At 72.5% G+C, this 18,737-nt stretch carries 11 protein-coding genes; 9 read left to right on the top strand and 2 right to left on the bottom strand.

The genetic code is table 11. The features are described 5' to 3' along the window. Positions 1-75 precede the first annotated feature (75 nt). Positions 76-2,853: a transglycosylase domain-containing protein gene (locus tag P3T35_RS25975; RefSeq protein ID WP_101380694.1), complete on the bottom strand. Its 2,778-nt coding sequence runs from the start codon at positions 2,851-2,853 to the stop codon at positions 76-78. A gap of 433 nt (positions 2,854-3,286) precedes the next feature. Here P3T35_RS25975 and P3T35_RS25970 point away from each other — a divergent pair, with 433 nt between their 5' ends. The 4 genes from P3T35_RS25970 (at position 3,287) to P3T35_RS25955 (ending at position 7,670) form a co-directional block, all read left to right on the top strand. After that, positions 3,287-3,970, top strand: coding sequence for a PadR family transcriptional regulator (locus P3T35_RS25970; RefSeq protein ID WP_101380693.1), 684 nt, complete (start codon positions 3,287-3,289; stop codon positions 3,968-3,970). Between the two features lie 148 nt (positions 3,971-4,118). Then, positions 4,119-5,201: an inositol-3-phosphate synthase gene (locus tag P3T35_RS25965; RefSeq protein WP_101380692.1), complete on the top strand. Its 1,083-nt coding sequence runs from the start codon at positions 4,119-4,121 to the stop codon at positions 5,199-5,201. Positions 5,202-5,296: 95 nt separating this feature from the next. After that, a complete protein-coding gene (locus P3T35_RS25960; protein ID WP_280707916.1) occupies positions 5,297-6,619 on the top strand; it encodes an MFS transporter in 1,323 nt (440 codons plus the stop codon). 49 nt (positions 6,620-6,668) lie between these two features. Beyond that, on the top strand, positions 6,669-7,670 hold the full coding sequence (locus tag P3T35_RS25955; protein ID WP_143676825.1) for a hypothetical protein: 1,002 nt from the start codon (positions 6,669-6,671) through the stop codon (positions 7,668-7,670). Positions 7,671-7,710: 40 nt separating this feature from the next. Here the strand turns inward: P3T35_RS25955 and P3T35_RS25950 are convergent, their stop codons facing one another. Then, positions 7,711-9,138 carry a CCA tRNA nucleotidyltransferase gene (locus tag P3T35_RS25950; RefSeq protein ID WP_180356873.1) on the bottom strand — a complete coding sequence of 476 codons (1,428 nt, stop codon included), beginning with the start codon at positions 9,136-9,138 and terminating at the stop codon, positions 7,711-7,713. A 310-nt stretch (positions 9,139-9,448) separates the two neighbouring features. On the opposite strand from P3T35_RS25950, the gene P3T35_RS25945 reads away from it, so the two are divergent. The 5 genes from P3T35_RS25945 (at position 9,449) to P3T35_RS25925 (ending at position 18,662) form a co-directional block, all read left to right on the top strand. Next, positions 9,449-11,800 carry a hypothetical protein gene (locus tag P3T35_RS25945; RefSeq protein ID WP_101380689.1) on the top strand — a complete coding sequence of 784 codons (2,352 nt, stop codon included), beginning with the start codon at positions 9,449-9,451 and terminating at the stop codon, positions 11,798-11,800. 110 nt (positions 11,801-11,910) lie between these two features. Beyond that, positions 11,911-14,370, top strand: coding sequence for a murein biosynthesis integral membrane protein MurJ (gene murJ, locus P3T35_RS25940; protein ID WP_101380688.1), 2,460 nt, complete (start codon positions 11,911-11,913; stop codon positions 14,368-14,370). A 214-nt stretch (positions 14,371-14,584) separates the two neighbouring features. Then, positions 14,585-16,996, top strand: a complete 2,412-nt coding sequence (locus P3T35_RS25935; RefSeq protein ID WP_280707913.1) for a hypothetical protein — start codon at positions 14,585-14,587, stop codon at positions 16,994-16,996. A gap of 35 nt (positions 16,997-17,031) precedes the next feature. Further along, complete coding sequence (gene sigM, locus P3T35_RS25930) at positions 17,032-17,826, top strand: RNA polymerase sigma factor SigM (protein WP_101380685.1); 795 nt, start codon at positions 17,032-17,034, stop codon at positions 17,824-17,826. After that, positions 17,823-18,662, top strand: coding sequence for a zf-HC2 domain-containing protein (locus P3T35_RS25925; RefSeq protein WP_101380684.1), 840 nt, complete (start codon positions 17,823-17,825; stop codon positions 18,660-18,662). The genes sigM and P3T35_RS25925 overlap by 4 nt, the downstream gene beginning before the upstream one ends. Positions 18,663-18,737 lie beyond the last annotated feature (75 nt).

Here is an 18,737-nt window from a genome sequence, read left to right as displayed (position 1 = left end):
AGGACCGGTCGGTGCCGGTGCCCGAAAATGCCTGCGGCCCCGCTCCGAGGAGCGGGGCCGCAGTGGGTGGTGCGATCAGCCGCCGGCTGGCTGGCCGCCCGCGGTGGGCGGGCTGCTGGTGCCACCGGTACCGCCAGTGCCGCCACCCGGGCCCCCGGTGCCGCCACCGGAACCGCCACCGTGGTGAGGCGGCGTGGCCGGCGAGGTGGTGTCCGTCGGACCGGTGGTCGGGCAGAGCGGGCCCCACACGCAGCCGCCGCCGTTGCCGCCACCGTTGCCGCCGCCCGGGTTCTTGCCGGTCGGCGAGCTGCCGGGACAGTCCACGCCGGGCAGGCAGGTCTCCGGCGAGCCGGTCGGCGTCGGCGCCTTGGAGGTCGCCGACGCGCTGGGCGTGAGGGTGGGGGAGGACGACGCGCTGGCCGTGGCCGTGGGGGAGGACGAGGCCGTCGGCGACGGCGAGGCGGTGCTCGGCGCGCCCGAGGAGTCGACCTCGGTGTTGACCGGGCCCGGCGTCGGGAAGTCCATCACCTGGGTGTTGGCCAGCGCGGACTTCATGTAGTCGGCCCAGATCTCGGTCGGCAGGTCACCACCGTAGAAGGAGCTCTTGCCGCCGGTGCCGTCCAGTGACTGCAGCCCGGGGTGGTTCGGGTCCTCGCGGTACATGGTGACGGCGGTGGCCAGCTGCGGGGTGTAGCCGTCGAACCAGGCCGAGGTGCCCTTGTCGGTGGTACCGGTCTTGCCGGCCACCGGGCGGCCGACGTTCTGCGCCTTGGTACCGGTGCCCTTCTGCACCACGTCCTGCAGCACGCTGGTGATGTTGTCGGCCACCGCCGTGTCGAGCACCGTCTTGCGGGGCGGCTTGGTGAAGTTCGGCAGCGTGCTGCCCTGGAACTGGACCTTGGTCACCGCGTACATGTCGGTCTGCTGGCCGCTGGCCGCGAAGACCGAGTAGGCGGAGGCCATCTGCATCGCGCTCGGTGTGGAGGTACCGATCGCGAATGAGGCACTGCCCTGGTTCGGCATCAGCTTCGGGTCGATGCCCATCTGGGCGGCCAGCTTTGCCACGTTCGGGCCGCCGACGTCCTCACCGAGCTGGACGTAGGGGACGTTGAACGAGTTGATCATCGCATCGCGCAGCGTCACATAGCCCTGCTTGCCGTCCTCGTCGTTGCGCTGGTGGAAGACCGAGCCGTCCGGGTTGGTCACCAGCGAGCCGTCCGGCCTGCGGATGGTGCTCAGGTTGTCGGCGTTGTAGCGGCTGTCCTCGTTGATCCGCATCGGCTTGCCGTCCGGACCGGTCTGGGTCTGCACGCCGTCCTGCATCGCGGTGGCCAGCACGAACGGTTTGAAGGTCGAACCGACCGGCACACCGGTGCTTTCGGCGTTGTTGGCGTACTGGCCCTTCTCCTGGCCCGGGCCGCCGTAGATGGCGACCAGCGCGCCGTCACCCGGGACCACCGAGGCGGCACCGACCTGCACGAAGGTGTCGGTCGAGGGGCGCTTGGCGGGGTCCAGGTTCGCCTTCGCCATGTCGTCGACGGCCTTGGAGAGCAGGTCCACCTTGTCCTTCTGCAGGGTGGTGTAGATGTTGTAGCCGCCGTGGCCGAGCTTGGCGTCGGTGATCGACGGGTCCTTGGCCTCGATGTAGTTGTTGACGGTGTCGACGATGTAGCCGACCTGGCCGTTCAGGTTGGCGGACGGCGCCTGCTTTATCGGCTCCGGCAGCCCGGCCTTGGTGCACTGGTCCATCTGGGCCTGGGTGATGGCCTTGGTCTGCACCATCTTGCCGAGGATCCACTCCCAGCGGCCCTGCTCCGGGTGGGCCGTGGTGCCGAACATCCGCTCGTGGTTGGCCGTGCTGAGCGACGGGTCGTAGTAGCCGGCGCCCTTCAGCAGGCCGGCCAGCATGGCGCTCTGGCAGGGGGTCAGGTCCTTGGCCTCGACGCCGTAGTAGGAGTGCGCGGCGGCCTGGATGCCGATGGAGTTGCGGCCGAACCAGCTCGTGTTGAGGTAGCCGTCCAGGATGTCGTCCTTGGACTTGGTCTGACTGAGCTTCAGGGTGATGAAGATCTCCTTGAGCTTTCGGGTGACCGTCTGCTCCTGGCTCAGGTAGGCGTTCTTCACGTACTGCTGGGTGATCGTCGAGCCGCCCTGGGTGGACTGGCCGGAAGCCATGTTGTAGATGGCTCGGGCGATGCCCTGGGGGTCGATGCCGCTGTCGGTGCGGAAGGACTCGTTCTCGGCCGCGATCACCGCGTCCTGCATCGACTTGTTGATGTCGCTGATGTCCACCAGCTGACGGTTGGTCTGGCCGGTCCGGGTCATCTCCGTACCGTCGGCCCAGTAGTAGATGTTGTTCTGGGGCGGGTTGATGTCCTTCAGCTGGGGCACGGTGGTCATCGAGTAGGCGGTGCCGACGGCCGCCACCCCGCCGCCGAAGAAGATCAGGAAGAGCGAGAGCACCAGCTTCCAGGACGGCAGCCAGCGCCGGACGCCGCGCTTGCCCCAGCGCGGGTAGTCGATGAATCTCTTCTTGCCCGGCGGCTTGTCGCCGCCACCGCCGCGTCGGCCGCCGCCGCCCGGACCGCGGCCGCCGGGGCCGTCCGGGCCCCTGCGCCCGCCCTTCTGGGCGGCCTTGCGCATCTCGGCCCTGGTCATCCGGGGCTGCTGGGCCGTCTCCCGCATGCCTTGCGGGCCGGCTGCCCGGTTCCTGGGGGCCGCGCGGCCGGGCATGTCATAGGACGGCGCCCCTTCCGGCGGGGTGCCGTAGCCATGCGGTCGCGCGCCGCCCGGTCCGTTCGGCGGCTGCTCGCCGCCGCCCTGACCGGGCGTCCGTCGCCGGTGTTCGCTCATGTCCAGTAACTCCTAGGCCAGGCGCCAGCGCCCGTCGGCAGGATTGCTTCCGATGCCCGCAACCGCCCTAGGCCCTGGTACCGGCCCGCTTCCCCGGAGGTGGTCCTCGTGCACACGCGACAGCGTACGCATGCCGAATGAGAGGCAAATCGGGCATATCGACACAAGAGCCATGAATCACCGTCAGATCATTACGAGCCCGTTGCCCAGTCACCCCGAGTCGCCCTTGACCCGGGCGCCCGGGACCCACTTCAGCAGCGGAAACGCACCCCGGAGGTGACGCTGTGAACTCCTGTGATCACATTCACCCGTGCCCCCCTTGCCCCAATCGTGACCCCGGCCTATCGTTCTCGATATATCGAGTCGATACATCGCGGCGGCATAACCGCGGCGATGCGGCGAATCGGGACCTGTCGGAAGGAGGCCGGACCGCGTGAGCAGGCGCTCAGGAGTGCTGGAGTTCGCCGTTCTCGGCCTGTTGCACGACGCCCCGATGCACGGCTACGAGCTGCGCAAGCGCCTCAATGTGCTGCTCGGTTCGTTCCGTGCCTTCTCCTACGGCACGCTCTACCCGTGCCTGAAGAGCCTGGTCGCCCAGGGATTCCTGGTGGAGGACAACCCGGACACCCAGTACGTCCCGGCCACGGCGCTGAACGGCAAGCGATCGAAGATCGTCTACCGGCTCTCCGCCGAGGGCAAGCAGCGCTTCGAGGAGCTGCTCGCCGACTCCGGCCCGGACGCCTGGGAGGACGAGCACTTCGGTGTGCACTTCGCGTTCTTCGGTCAAACCGACCGAGCGGTGCGGATGCGCGTGCTGGAGGGCCGGCGCAGCCGGCTGGAGGAGCGCCTGGAGCGCATGCGCTCCTCGATCGCCCGCACCCGCGAGCGGTTCGACGACTACACCCTCGAACTGCAGCGGCACGGTCTGGAGTCGGTGGAGCGCGAGGTCCGCTGGCTCAACGAGCTGATCGAGACCGAGCGGGCCAATCGGACCGGCCGGGCCGCCGCACCACCGGGTGGTTCCGCCACACCACAGACTTCGGACGGCCGTGACCACGTGAACGGATCCCCCGATCCGCTCCGGTCACCGTACGACCGCCCGGGGCGCTCCGTATAGGAGGGCCGCCACCGCGTCCGCGTGCTCGCTACGCGCGTCGCGCGGTGGACCTGGGCGCCGTGCGCGCCCGTCAGATAGTCAGATGAGATGCAGCACGAGGATCGTCGTTCCGCGGCGAAGCCTCACGAGTACACAGGGAGCAACCGGAATGGGTTCGGTTCGCGTAGCCATCGTGGGCGTGGGCAACTGCGCCGCGTCGCTGGTGCAGGGTGTCGAGTACTACAAGGACGCCGACCCGGCCGGCAAGGTCCCGGGCCTGATGCACGTGCAGTTCGGCGAGTACCACGTCAGTGACGTGGAGTTCGTCGCCGCGTTCGACGTCGACGCCAAGAAGGTCGGCCAGGACCTGGCGCACGCCATCACCGCCAGCGAGAACAACACCATCAAGATCTGCGAGGTGCCGCCGACCGGTATCACCGTGCAGCGCGGTCACACCCTCGACGGTCTCGGCAAGTACTACCTGGAGACCATCGAGGAGTCGGACGAGGCTCCGGTCGACGTCGCCCAGGTCCTCAAGGACGCCCAGGTCGACGTCCTGGTCTGCTACCTGCCGGTGGGCTCCGAGGCCGCCGCCAAGTTCTACGCCCAGTGCGCCATCGACGCCAAGGTCGCCTTCGTGAACGCCCTCCCGGTGTTCATCGCCGGCACCAAGGAGTGGGCCGACAAGTTCACCGAGGCCGGCGTGCCGATCGTCGGTGACGACATCAAGTCGCAGGTCGGCGCCACCATCACGCACCGCGTGATGGCCAAGCTGTTCGAGGACCGCGGTGTCATCCTCGAGCGCACCATGCAGCTGAACGTCGGCGGCAACATGGACTTCAAGAACATGCTCGAGCGCGAGCGCCTGGAGTCCAAGAAGATCTCCAAGACCCAGGCCGTCACCTCGCAGATCCGCGACCGTGACCTGGGCGCCAAGAACGTCCACATCGGTCCGTCGGACTACGTCGCCTGGCTGGACGACCGCAAGTGGGCGTACGTCCGCCTTGAGGGCCGCGCGTTCGGCGACGTCCCGCTGAACCTGGAGTACAAGCTCGAGGTCTGGGACTCCCCGAACTCGGCCGGTGTGATCATCGACGCCGTGCGCGCCGCGAAGATCGCCAAGGACCGCGGCATCGGTGGCCCGATCCTCTCCGCGTCCTCCTACTTCATGAAGTCGCCGCCGGTTCAGTACTTCGACGACGAGGCCAAGGAGAACGTCGAGAAGTTCATCCGCGGCGAGGTCGAGCGCTGAGTACTCGTCACTGAGTACCGCTGATAGCTCGTCAGCACCCACGAGGGCCGATGTTTCACGTGAAACATCGGCCCTCGTCGTGTCACTCTGGGCGGGTGGCGATCACTCGACGACCGGCGCAGGCCCCCCGCGCCTCGGACACCGGCCGCGCGAGCCTGCGCGCCCTGCTGCTGGCCCGGGACTTCCGCCGACTGCTGGGCGTACGGCTGCTCTCCCAGCTCTCCGACGGCGTCTTCCAGGCGTCCCTCGCCTCCTATGTGATCTTCTCCCCGGAGCGCCAGTCCACCCCGGCGGACATCGCCTCGATGATGGCGGTGCTCCTGCTGCCGTTCTCGGTGATCGGCCCGTTCGCCGGCGTGCTGCTCGACCGCTGGCGCCGCCGCCAGGTGCTCTACCTGGGCAACCTGGTCCGGTTCGGCCTGGGTCTGGGCACCGCCGCCCTGCTCCTGGTCCGCGCCCCGGAGTGGCTCTTCTTCGCGGCCGCCCTGATGGTCACCGCAGTCAACCGGTTCATCCTGGCCGGCCTGTCCGCCGCCCTCCCCCGGGTGGTCGAAGCCGACCGCCTGGTCACCGCCAACGCACTCTGCCCGACCGCCGGCACGGTCGCCGCGGTGGTCGGCGGCGGCACCGGATTCGTGGTGCACCAGGTGCTGCCGCCCGGCCCCCACGCCGACGCCGCGCTGGTCACGGTGGGCGCCGTGCTCTATCTGGCGGCCGGGCTGGCGGCCCGCCGGATGGACGTGGAGCTGCTCGGCCCCGAGCACCACCCCGACCGGCCCGATCTGCGCCAGGCGCTCGGCCAGGCCGGGCGGGCGCTGGTCGAGGGCCTGCGCCACCTGGTGCGGGAGAGCCGGCCCGCGGTGCGCGCGCTGGCCGCGGTGACCGCGGCCAGGTTCTGCTACGGGGTGCTGATCGTCACCGTGCTGATGCTCTCCCGGTACACCTTCAACACCCCCGGCGACTCCCGTGGCGGGCTGGCCACCCTCGGCACCGCGCTGGCCTTCTCCGCGGTCGGCTTCTTCCTGGCCGCCGTGGTCAGCCCCTGGTTCTCCCGGCGGCTCGGGCTGGACGGCTGGATGACCGCCTGCCTGGCCTCCGCCGCGGTCTTCGTGCCCGCGCTCGGGCTGTTCTTCGCCGTCGGGCCGGTGATGGTGGCCGCGCTGCTGCTGGGGGTCATCACCCAGGGCACCAAGATCTGCGCGGACACCATCGTGCAGAACTCGGTGGCGGACGACTACCGGGGCCGGGTCTTCGCCATCTACGACGTGCTCTTCAACGTCGCCTTCGTCGCGGCGGCGGCCGTCTCCGCCCTGGTGCTGCCGCTCAGCGGACGATCCGTGCCGGTCCTGGCCGCGGTGTCGTTGGCATACGCAGCCAGCGCCGCCCTTTACTCCCGGGCCGGCACCCGGCGGCGCTAAGGTACCTGGGCGCACCGACGCCCCGTCAGCCGACCACCGGAGACCCGTGGTGACCCAGCCTCAACAGCCGCCGAACCCGTACATTCCGCCACCACCGACGGTGCCGCCGGCCGTACCCGCATCGGTGCCCGCCCAGCCGAACCCCTGGGCGGCGCCGGCACCCGCCACGCCCTATCCGGCAGCGCCGCAGGACGCCGTCCCGCAGGCGTACCCCGGCCAGCCCACCGCCGCCCCGCAGTTCGGGGCTCCGCAACCCGACTACGGCTACGGCTACGGCGCCTACCCGCCGGCCGCCCCGGGATACGGCTACCCGCAGGTGCTGGCCTGCCGGATCTGCGGCGGCATACCGGCGGCCGACGTCACGGTGCGCGGCCACCAGGGCCTGATCGTGCTGATGCGGTTCCTGAGCAACCGCGGCCCGTTCTGCCAGGTCTGCGGCACCGCGCTGGTCCGCGACATGTCCGAGCGGACCCTGTGGCGCGGCTGGTGGAGCTACGTGTCCAGCCTCTTCACGCTGATCGCGCTGCTCCGCAACCGGTCCGCCTACCAGCAACTGCGCCGGCTGCCGGCGCCGCAGCCCGGCAGCCACGGTCCGCAGCTCGACCCGGGCCGCCCGCTCACCAAGCGGGCCGCGATCTGGATGCTGCTGCTGCCGGTCGTCGCGGTGCTGCTGGCCGTGGTGCTGCCGATCGCGCTGGCGGCCTCCGCGACCGGCGGGTCCACCGACGCCACTGCCGACGTGGCGACCGTGCGGGCCGGCGACTGCATCCACGACGCCAACACCAGCGGCGGTTCGGACGACAGCGACGCCTCGGTCACGGTGGTCTCCTGTTCCAGCTCGCTGGCCGACTACAAGGTGGTGGCCCGGGTCGCCAGCCTGGGCGACGACCCCTCCTCGGTCTGCCAGCCGTACTCCAACGCCACCCACTGGTTCGTCCACCGTGACCCCCCGCAGAGCTTCGTGCTCTGCCTGGCCTCGCCGCAGTCCTCGGGCAGCGGCAGCGGCAGCACCGGGGGCAGCGGCTCCGGGTCGGGCTCCGAAGCCACCTGACGGTGCGTCAGGACTGACGCACCGTCGACCGGTCGGCGCGTCAGTCCTGCGGCTGGGCCGCCCACCAGGCCTTGAGCTCGGCCACGGCCTCGTCCTCCGTCATCGGGCCGTGCTCCAGGCGCATCTCCAGCAGGTGCTTGTAGGCCCGGCCGACCGCCGGCCCGGGCTTCAGGCCGAGCAGCTCCATGATCTCGTTGCCGTTCAGGGCGGGCCGGATCGCGTCCAGCTCCTCCTGGGCCCGCAGCTGGGCGATCCGCTCCTCCAGGCCGTCATAGGTGCGCGACAGCGTGGCGGCCTTCTTCTTGTTGCGGGTGGTGCAGTCCGACCGGGTCAGCCGGTGCAGCCGCTCCAGCAGCGGTCCCGCGTCGGTGACGTAGCGGCGCACCGCTGAGTCGGTCCACTCGCCGCCGCCGTAGCCGTGGAACCGCAGGTGCAGCTCGACCAGCCGCGAGACGTCGTCGATCAGCTCCTTGGAGTACTTCAGCTCCCGCATCCGCTTGCGGGTCATCTTGGCGCCGACGATCTCGTGGTGGTGGAACGACACCCGGCCGTCCGACTCGAACCGGCGGGTGCGCGGCTTGCCGATGTCGTGCAGCAGTGCGGCCAGCCGCAGCGTCAGGTCCGGCCCGTCCGACTCCAGCGCGATCGCCTGCTCCAGCACGGTCAGCGAGTGCTCGTAGACGTCCTTGTGCCGGTGGTGCTCGTCCTTCTCCAGGCGCAGCGCCGGCAGCTCGGGCACCACGAAGTCGGCCAGCCCGGTGTCCACCAGCAGCCGCAGGCCCTTGACCGGGTGCTTGGCGAGCAGCAGCTTGTTCAGCTCGGCCTGGATCCGCTCGGCCGACACGATGGTGATCCGCTCGGCCATCGCGGTCATCGCGGCCACCACCTCGGGCGCCGGGTCGAAGTCCAGCTGGGCGGCGAACCGGGCGGCCCGCATCATCCGCAGCGGGTCGTCGGAGAAGGACTCCTCGGGGGTGGCCGGCGTGCGCAGCACCCGGGCCTCCAGGTCATCCAGGCCGTGGTGCGGGTCGACGAAGCCGCGCCCGGGCAGGTCCACGGCCATCGCGTTGACCGTGAAGTCGCGGCGGACCAGGTCCTGCCCGATGGTGTCGCCGTAGGTCACCTCGGGCTTGCGGGAGGTGCGGTCGTAGGCCTCGGAGCGGTAGGTGGTGATCTCGATCTGGAAGCTGCCGTCGGCAGTGTCCTTGCGGGCGCCGACGGTGCCGAAGGCGATGCCGACGTCCCAGACCGCGTCCGCCCAGCCGCGCACCAGCTTGAGCACCTGCTTGGGGCGGGCGTCGGTGGTGAAGTCCAGGTCGTTGCCGAGCCGGCCGAGCAGCGCGTCCCGCACCGAGCCGCCGACCAGGGCCAGTCGGTATCCGGCATCCTGGAACCGCTGGGCGATCTCGTCCGCCACCGGGGAGACCCGCAGCAGTTCCTGCAGGCCCAGCGTCTGGGCCTCGCTCAGTCCTGGCAGGGCCGTGACGGCAGGCGGGGCGGTTCGGATCTCGGTGGGCTCATCAGCGTTGGACACGGCACACAAGGGTACGTGGCCGGGCCCACCGGTCGCTCGCGGCTTTTCCGGGCGCCCGTGAGTTCCGGGCGGCGCCCGCTTCGCCCGGCCCGCAACACTGGGACCCGGGCAGCGTCGTTACCATGCCGGGGAACCCGTGAAGTGGCGCGACGCGTCGCTCCGGGTGTACGTACACCGAGCAGCACGACGGCACGGCGATCAGCAACGAAGACGACGGCGATCCAGAACGGCGAGGACGAAGCGCGTGGGCGAGCCAGCACGGCACACCGAGGGTTCCCGCGGCGCGCGCCGGGGCCGCCGACGCCGGCTGCGGGCCGGCCGGACGGCCGCCCTGCTGGGCGGGGCGCTGACGCTGGTCGGCGTCGCCGCCACCCCGCCGGCCGTCGCCGTCTCCCCCGACTTCCCGGCCGCCGTGACGATCACCGACGTGCAGCAGACCCCCGACGGCAAGCTGGACGTCTACGGCACGGTCAGCAACCCCGGCCCGACCGCGCTGAAGGCCCCCAAGGTCGGCCTGACCCTGGGGCGCGGCCAGCAGCAGCTGGGCACCCGCAGCGAGATCGCCGCGATGCTCTCCCGGACCGACCCGGTCTACCAGGACGGCACCCTGCTGCCCGCCCCGGTGCAGCAGCTGACCGACCTGGCCCCCGGCGGCAGCGTGCCGTTCCACCTGCCCACCACGCTGGGCGATCTGAAGCTCGCCGGGAACGGCTACTACGAGCTGGCGGTGGACGTCGAGGCCGGCACCGCCGACGACGGCAGCTCGCACCAGGTGGGCATCGGCCGCACCACGCTGGCGTACTACCCGAACCCGGGCGACCAGAAGCCGCTGCAGGTGGCCACCCTGTGGCCGCTCACCCACGCGCCCGAGCTGGTCCCGCAGACCGTCCAGGACACCGACCAGCCGGTGCTGCGCGACGACAGCCTGGCCGCCGACCTGGGCCCGAACGGCCGGCTTGGCAAGCTGCTCGCCGACGGGCAGGACATCCCCAGCCTCACCTGGGTGATCGACCCGGACCTGCTGGACGCGGTGCAGGCGATGACCAAGCCGTACCGGGTGCAGCAGCCCGGGCACTCCGGGGAGTCGGCGACCGAGAGCAACACCGTGCCAGGCACCGGCACCGCCGTGGCCACCGACTGGCTGAACAAGCTGCGCGCCGCGGTCGTCAAGCCGAACGATCAGGTGATCGCGCTGCCCTACGGCGACCCGGACCTGGCCTCGATCGCGCACAACGGCGGCTCGCTGCCCGACGCGGGCACCTTCCTGAGCACCGCCCGCACCGCCGGCAAGCTGAAGATCGACGGCCCGCTGCCGGTGGACTCGCTGGACACCGTGGCCTGGCCCGACCAGGGCTACCTGGACCCGCAGATCGTCCAGACCACCCAGCAACTCGGTGCCACCCAGGTGCTGGTGAACAGCGCCAGCCTGCCGGACCACCTCAACTACAGCCCGAACGCGGCCCGGCCGATCGGCCAGAACCAGACCGCGGTGGTCGCCGACGACACCATCGCCTCCCTGTTCCGGTACGACCTGAAGACCCCCGACGCCAAGGCCCAGGCCCAGCAGCGGTTCCTGACCGAGACCCTGGCGATCCAGCAGCAGCGGCTTTCCCAGCGGACCCTGCTGGTGATGCCGCCGCGCGACCTGTCCGCCAGCGCGGCCGACGTGCTGAAGGCCTCGCTGAAGGCCGCCTCCGACGGCCACTGGATCAGCCAGGTCCCGTACACCACGGTGGCCACCGCCGCGCCGGACCCCGACGCCGGCACCAGCGTGGCCGGCCCGGACGCCTACCCGGCCGATCTGCGGGGCGGCGAGCTGCCCGCCGACACGTTCGGCCAGATCGGGCAGACCCAGCAGCAGGAGCAGCAGCTGCTGCAGATCCTGACCAATCGGGAGCGGGTGAGCGCGCCGTTCGCCGCGGCGCTGGAGAGCGTGACCTCCACCCAGTGGCGCGGCAACCAATCGGCGGCGTCGGACTACCTGGACAACGCCCAGAACTACCTGGAGCGTCTGCATAACGCGGTGTCGATCCCGGTCAAGAGCAAGACCATCACGCTCGCGGGCGACTCCGGGGTGCTGCAGGTGAGCGTCCGCAACGAGCTCCAGCAGGGCGTGACCAACCTGGAGCTGCGGCTCAGCTCGGGCCAGCCCAACCGGCTCAAGGTGACCAACCTGCACCCGATCACGCTTGACCCGGCGCAGAGCACCTCGGCCCGGTTCCAGGCGCAGGCCCTGGGCAACGGCGCGGTGCAGATGACCGCGCAGCTGTTTACGACCGGGCCAGATGCCCAGCCGTACGGCCCGAAGGTGTACTTCACCGTCAACGTCACCCAGGTGACCAGCGGCGTCTGGTGGGTGGTCGGCGCCGGCACGGTGCTGGTGCTGGCCGCCGGGCTGCGGATCTTCCTGAAGCGCCGCAAGCGCGGCGAGGAGCCCCCGGAGGACCCGGACGCCCCGCTGGCCGACCCCGACGGCCATGGGGGTACCCCCGGCCGAAGGCTGGGGGAGGGCGCGGCGGCCGACCAGCAGGCCCCTGAGGCCCCGGCCGACGGCGACCCGGACCGGGCGTCCGACCCCGCGGTCGCGCATCCCTAGCGCCGCCGACGGGAGTTCCCCCGGCCGACTGCGTCGAAATCCGGGTTGGGACCAGCGGTGATGAGACAGTAGGTGCTCAGGGCCGGATCCCGGACAGCGATGAGGGTGGCATGAGCGAGCGCGGCGGCAACGATCGGCTGACCGAGGAGCCGGACTGGTACCTCAGCGAGACCTACGCGAAGGACCCGTTCGCCGCCGACCCGTACGCGACCGCCACCGGGCCGGGCCCGTACCAGCAGCCGGCCGAGGCGGCAGCCGAAGCGGCCGAGGAGGCCGAGGAGGCTACCGGGGAAGCCGCCGAGGGCGACCCGCTGGCAGCCGTGGCGCCGGTGCGCGAACCCGCGCTGGTGCCGGCGGGGGACGGCGCCGAGGCGGTCGAGCGGGCCGCGCCGGTACGGGAACCGGCCACCGGACCCGACCGGCCGGCTGACGGCCCCGAGCCGGCGGCGCCCGTCTCCCGCTGGGCACGGCTGGCCGCTGCCGCCCGGGCCCGGGTGGCAGCGGCCGAGGCCGCCTCGGCCGACCTTTCGGCCGACCTTTCGGCCGACCTTTCGGCCGATCTTGAGGAAGAACCGGAAGCCGCCGCGGAACCGGCAGAGCCGGACGAGACGGACGGGACGGACGCGCTCCTCGGCGCGGACGCCCTGCTCGACCCGGTCGCCGCGGCGGTGGCCACCGAGTCCGGTGAGCCGTTCGTCCCGGTGATCGAGTTCGACCCGCCGCTCAGCCCGGCGGAGACCGCGGCCGCCGTCCACCGGCCGCCCCAGACTCCGGCACCCGCCGCACCCGCCGCACCCGCCGTGCCCGCCGTGCCCCCGAAGCCGCCGCTGCCACCGGCGATGCCGACGGCGCCCGACGAGTTGCCCGATGAGCTGTCCGACGGGCTCCCCGAGGAGCCCGTCGAAGCCGATCACCCGGCGTCCCCCGGCCGGGTCGCCACCTTGCGGGCCTCCAGCGCGATCATGGCGGCCGGCACCCTGGCCTCCCGCGCCACCGGCTTCCTGCGCACCATGGTGATCGCGGCCGCGATCGGCGTCGGCACCATGGGCGACTCCTACTCGGCCGCCAACACCCTGCCCACCCTGCTCTACATCCTGATCGGCGGCGGCGCCCTCAACGCGGTCTTCGTGCCGCAGCTGGTGCGCAGCATGAAGCAGGACGAGGACGGCGGCACCGCCTACGCCAACCGCCTGCTCACCCTGGTGATGGCGGGTCTGGCCGGGGTGGTCTTCGTGGCCGTGCTGGCCGCTCCGCTGCTGGTGCAGCTGATCTCGCACTCGCTGATGTCCAGCACGGCCGGCGCCGACAGCACGGTCGCCCTGGCCCGCTACTGCCTGCCGACCATCTTCTTCATGGGCGTCCACGTGGTGATGGGTCAGATCCTCAACGCCCGCGGCCGGTTCGGCGCCATGATGTGGACCCCGGTACTCAACAACGTCGTGGTGATCTTCACCTTCGCGATGTACCTGTGGGTCTTCGGCACCTTCCAGAACAGCCGGGTCGCCCCCGAATCGGTCAGCCCCGAGGGGCTGCGGCTGCTCGGCATCGGCACCCTGCTCGGACTGGCCGTCCAGGCGCTGGCCATGGTGCCGTACCTGCGCTCGGCCGGCTTCCGGTTCCGGCCGCGGTTCGACTGGCGCGGGCACGGCCTCGGCAAGGCGGCGAGGCTCGCCAAGTGGACCTTCTTCTTCGTGCTCGCCAACCAGGCCGGCTACCTGGTGGTCACTCAGCTGGCCACCGCCGCCGGCAGCCGCGCGGCCGACCACGGCTACCTCGGCGTCGGCCTGGCCGCCTACTCCAACGCGCTGCTGATCTGGCAGTTGCCGATGGCGGTGATCACCGTCTCGGTGATGAGCGCCGTACTGCCCCGGCTCTCCCGCGCGGCCGCCGACGGCGACGACGGCGCGGTCCGCGACGACCTCTCCCACGGACTGCGCACCTCGGCGGTGGCGATCGTGCCGGCCGCCTTCCTCTTCCTGGCGCTCGGCCCGCAGATCGGCGGCGCCATCTACGGCCTGGGCAACGGCGGCAGCGCCGCGCACGGCACCACGGCGGTCGGCTACATGCTCTCCGCGTTCGCGCTCGGTCTGATCCCGTACTCGGTGCAGTACGTGCTGCTGCGCGGCTTCTACGCCTACGAGGACACCCGCACGCCGTTCTCCAACACCGTCTGGGTGGCCGCCACCCAGGCCGGCGCCGCGCTGCTCTGCTACCTGGTGCTGCCGGCCCAGTGGGCGGTCACCGGGATGGCGCTCGGCTACGGCACCGCCTATGTGGTCGGCGTGGCGGTGGCGGCGCCCAAGCTGAAGCGGCGGATCGGCGGGCTGGACACCGCGCGGATCACCAAGACCTACGTCCGGTTGGCGATCGCCTGCCTGCCGGCCGGTGCGGCCGGTTTCCTGCTCGCGCTGGCCCTCGGTAGCGTGCTCTCCGGATGGCTGGGCAACGTGGTCGCGGTGCTGGTGGCCGGCGCCGCACAGCTGGCGCTCTTCGTCGTACTGGCCCGCCGGATGCGGATCGAGGAGCTGAACGCGATGATCGGCATGGTCCGTAACCGACTGGGCCGCTGACCGTCCTTCAGTTCGCCCACCGACCGACCAATGTGGGGGCGGACGGAACCGGATGGCCGCACCAGCGGTCGTACTCCGGTGGGAAGAGTGGGCACAATTGTCTTCGAACGACTGGGACCGCGGTCGCCGCGGCCCCGGGTCCTCGCCTGTCCTCCTCCCGAGGCCGCATGGCGAGGGCGCCGTACCGGGCGCTACAAGGGGAGGCAGGACGACGGTGGCTGATCGCACCACGGATCGCACCGAGGCGGCCGTCGACATGTCAGCTGCCGAGGCCACCGGTGAGATCACGGCACCACTGCCGATCGCCGAAGGCACGGCCGAACTGACCATGCCGCTGCCGACCGCGGGTTCCTCCACCGACCGCACCATGCCGCTGCCGACCGCGGAGGCCACAGCGGAGCTCACCATGCCGCTGCCGACCGCGGAGGCCACAGCGGAGCTCACCATGCCGCTGCCCGGCGTCGGCACCGCCAAGGCGCGGTCCAGGGCCGGTGCCAGGGGCTCCGCCAGGACGCCGGGTCACCCCGCGGCGGCCCGGGGCACGGGCAAGGCACCTGCGAAGACAGCGGCGGCCGGTGGCCAGGCGGCGAGCAAGCCCAGGGCGGCCGGGCCGGCCGGGGCCTCGTCCAAGGCTCCGGCGCGGCCGCAGAACCGCACCGCTGCCACGTCCGCCGCCGAGCGGGCCGCGGAGCGGTCGGTCGAGCGGGCCGTCGAGGCCACCGGTGAGATCACCGCGCCGCTCTCGGCCACCGAGATCGCCGCCGAGCTCGCCCACCCCGCGGTCGCCGAGCGGACGGCCGCCAAGACCGCCCCCAAGACCGCCGAGCCCGCCAAACCCGCCCCCAAGGCCACCAAGCCCGCCAATCCCGCCCCCAAGACCGCCCCCAAGCCCGCCAATCCCGCCGCGGCCCCCGGCCCCACCGAGCCTGCGGCCGGGCCGCGCAAGGGCACCGACGAGCCGTCAGCGTCCGACGAGTCGCCGGTCGCCTCGGACACGCCGTCAGCCGCGGACGAGGCCCTGCCCGAGCAACTGCCGGCACCGGTCCGGCAGAGCGGCGACCGGATCGCCGGGCGGTACCGGCTGGAGGAGTGCATCACCCAGTCGGCGTCCTTCAGCAGTTGGCGTGCCGTCGACGAGATGCTGCGCCGCGCCGTCGGGGTGCACCTGCTCGCCGCCGGCAGCCGCCGGGCCGACGCCGTGCTGGCCGCTGCCCGCTCGGCCGCCCTGCTCGGCGACCCGCGCTTCGTCCAGGTGCTCGACGCGGTCCAGGAAGGCGAACTGGTCTACGTGATCCGGGAGTGGCTCCCGGGCGCCACCGACCTCGCCACCCTGCTGGCCGCCGGTCCGCTGGCGCCGCACGAGGCCTACCAGATGGCCCGTCAGGTCACCGACGCGATCGCCGCCGCCCACCGCGGCGGCCGCTCGCACCTGCGGCTCACCCCGCGTGCCGTGCTGCGCACCGACACCGGCCAGTTCCGGATCAACGGCGTCGCGGTGGACGCCGCACTGCGCGGCCTGCCCGCGCCCGAGGACCAGGCCGCCGCCGAGTTGGCCGACACCAAGGCCATCGGCACCCTGCTCTACGCGGCCCTCACCCACCGCTGGCCGCACCCTGAGGACCGCTACCAGCTGCGCGGCCTGACCGGGGGCGTGCCCGCGCCCGAGGTGCTGCGCCCCGACGCGCCGCCCACCCTCTGCGCCTTGGCCGCCCGGATCCTCTGCACCCCCGGCACGGGTCCGCAGGCCCCGATCACCACACCGGCCGCCCTGGCCAAGGCGATCACCGCGCTGCCGAAGATCCACCAGCCGGAGAGCGGCTCGAACGCCGGCGACCGCTCTGCGCACCGCTACCCGCCCGGCCAGACCGTCGGCCGGACCCCGGCAGCGCCCGCCGGCGCGGCCCGCACCCAGCAGCTGCGCCCCGCCCCCGGTGCTCCGGCCCGCCCCGGGCCGACCGCCGCCCCCAGCCACCCGGCGCCCCGCCCGGCCGCCCGGCGCGGCAAGAGGGTGCTCAAGTGGGCCGTCTCCCTGGTGGCGCTGGGGGCGATCGGCTACGGCTCCTGGCAGCTGGCCGGCACCCTCGGTGCGACCGGCAGCGGCCCCACCACGCTCGGCAGCACCGTGACCGGCCAGCCGCCCAGCAACGGACCCACCAGCGCCCCGCCGGTCGCCCCGCTGACGATCAGCAACGTCACCTCGTTCAACCCCGACGGCACCGACCCGACCACCCAGATCCACCCCAGCCAGCTGCCGGAGACCCATGACGGCGACCCCACCACCGCCTGGACGACCGAGGGCTACCTGGACGACCTGCCGACCCTGCGCCACGGCGTCGGGCTGCTGGTCGACCTGGGCGCCGTGAAGTCGGTCAGCTCGGTCGAGGTGCAGTTCCTCGGCGGTGCCACTGGTGTCCAGCTGCAGGTGCCGACCGGCACCCCGAGCACCGCGCCTACCCGGCACGAGGATTTCGCCGCACCGCTGGCGGCGACCACCGCCACCGACGCCAAGTTTCCGCTCGCCGGCCCGGTCCACACCCGCTACCTCTTGATCTGGCTCACCAGCCTCCCCAAGGATGGGGACGGCAGTTACCGCGGCCAGGTGGCCGAGATCAAGGTGGCCGGCTGAGACAGGCCGGATCGGCCCGGGAAGGTGTGGGGCGGATGGCAGGACCGGCGCGACCCGAGCGCGAGGAGGCTGACCTCCCGCCGTCCGCCGAGCTTGGTGACGCCGAGCTGCTGGCCCGGCACGTCGCGGGGGACCAGGCGGCCTTCGGCGTGCTGGTGACCCGGCACCGGGACCGGCTGTGGGCGATCGCGCTGCGCACCCTGGGCGACCGCGAGGAGGCCGCCGACGCCCTGCAGGACGCCCTGGTCTCCGCACTCCGCTCGGCGCACACCTTCCAGGGCCGTGCCGCCGTCACCACCTGGCTGCACCGGATCGTGGTGAACGCCTGCCTGGACCGGGCCCGCCGCGCCGCCGCCCGCCGCACCAACTCGCTGGACGCCCTGGAGGCACCCGACGACCGGCCGCCGCTGGACTCGCTGGTGCCGGCGGCCGAGGCCACCGAGTCCCTGGTGCTCCGTCACGAGCTGCGCCGCGAACTGGGCGCCGCGCTGGCCGAGCTGCCGGCCGATCAGCGGGCCGCGCTGGTTCTGGTCGACATGCAGGGCTATCCGGTGGCGGAGGCCGCCGAGCTGCTGAGGGTGCCGGTCGGCACCGTGAAGAGCCGTTGCGCCCGCGGCCGGGCCAAGCTGCTGCCGCTGGTCCGCCATCTGCGCATCGGCGCCGAGGACGGTGTTTCACGTGAAACACCGGCGACGCGCGGCAGAGCACCGGCCGTTTCACGTGAAACGTCGCCACCGGGGAACCCGATGCCCCGCGGCTCCGTCCCATCTGCGGGCCCGGCCGTCCCCGCCCAAGAGCCGACGCTGAGAGGAGATGCGACGAGCCGATGACGAACCAGACTCCCGACCCAGTCGAGCCGGCCGCCGACGCCTCCCACCCCGACGTCGAGACCCTGGCGGACCTGTCGGAGGACCTGCTCGCGCCGGCCGAGGCCGCGGCGCTGCGCACCCATCTGGCGGGCTGCCCGGAGTGCGCGGACACCCTGGCCGCCCTGACCGAGGTCGCCGCGCTGCTGGCGGCCGACCCGGTGGAGCCGATGCCCGCCGAGGTCGCCCTGCGGATCGACGCCGCGCTGGCCGCCGCCCAGCCGCCGAGCACCCCCAGTGCCCCGCCGGCGGCGGCCGCACCGGGTCGTGGCACCGCCGGGCCGCCCGCCCGCAGCGACCGCAGCAGCCGCCCCGGCGGGGCCCGCTCCCGGCGGCGTCGACTGGTGCTGGCCGTGGCCGGCTGCCTGGCCGCGCTCGGCCTGGGCGCCACCGGGCTGGTGCTGAGCCAGCAGGGCGGCTCACAGCCCACCGCCGCCAGCGCCATCGCCCCCAACCCCGAGCAGCAGCACCCACTGTCCGTTGCCGGCCCGGAGTTCACCGCCGCCGGACTGCCCGAGCAGATCGACCGCCTGCTGCCGTCCGGCAGCGGCGGCCAGCCGCACGCCAGCGCCCAGCAGAGCGGCGGCGGCCTGCCCGACTGCGTGCAGCAGTCCGTCACCGGCCACCAGGGCGAGACGCCGCTGCTGATCACCCATGGCGGCTACCGGGGCGCCCCGGTGGACGTCTACGTGTTCCGGCTCGCCGACGACCCCGGCCGGCTGGACGTCTTCCTGCTCACCCCCGGCTGCACCACCGCCCCGGCCGCCGTCCAGCTGGAACAGCAGATCCCGGCACGCTGACCGGGGCCACCTGGTGTGCCGGGCGCCGGGAATGCGGGAGACTGGTCAGTCGTTGACCAGGGGCGGCGGAGCACG

It is taken from the genome of Kitasatospora sp. GP30 (assembly GCF_029892145.1).
GTDB lineage: Bacteria > Actinomycetota > Actinomycetes > Streptomycetales > Streptomycetaceae > Kitasatospora > Kitasatospora acidiphila.
Note: the sequence above shows the minus strand (reverse complement) of the source record. Positions and strands in the feature narration are given on the sequence as shown.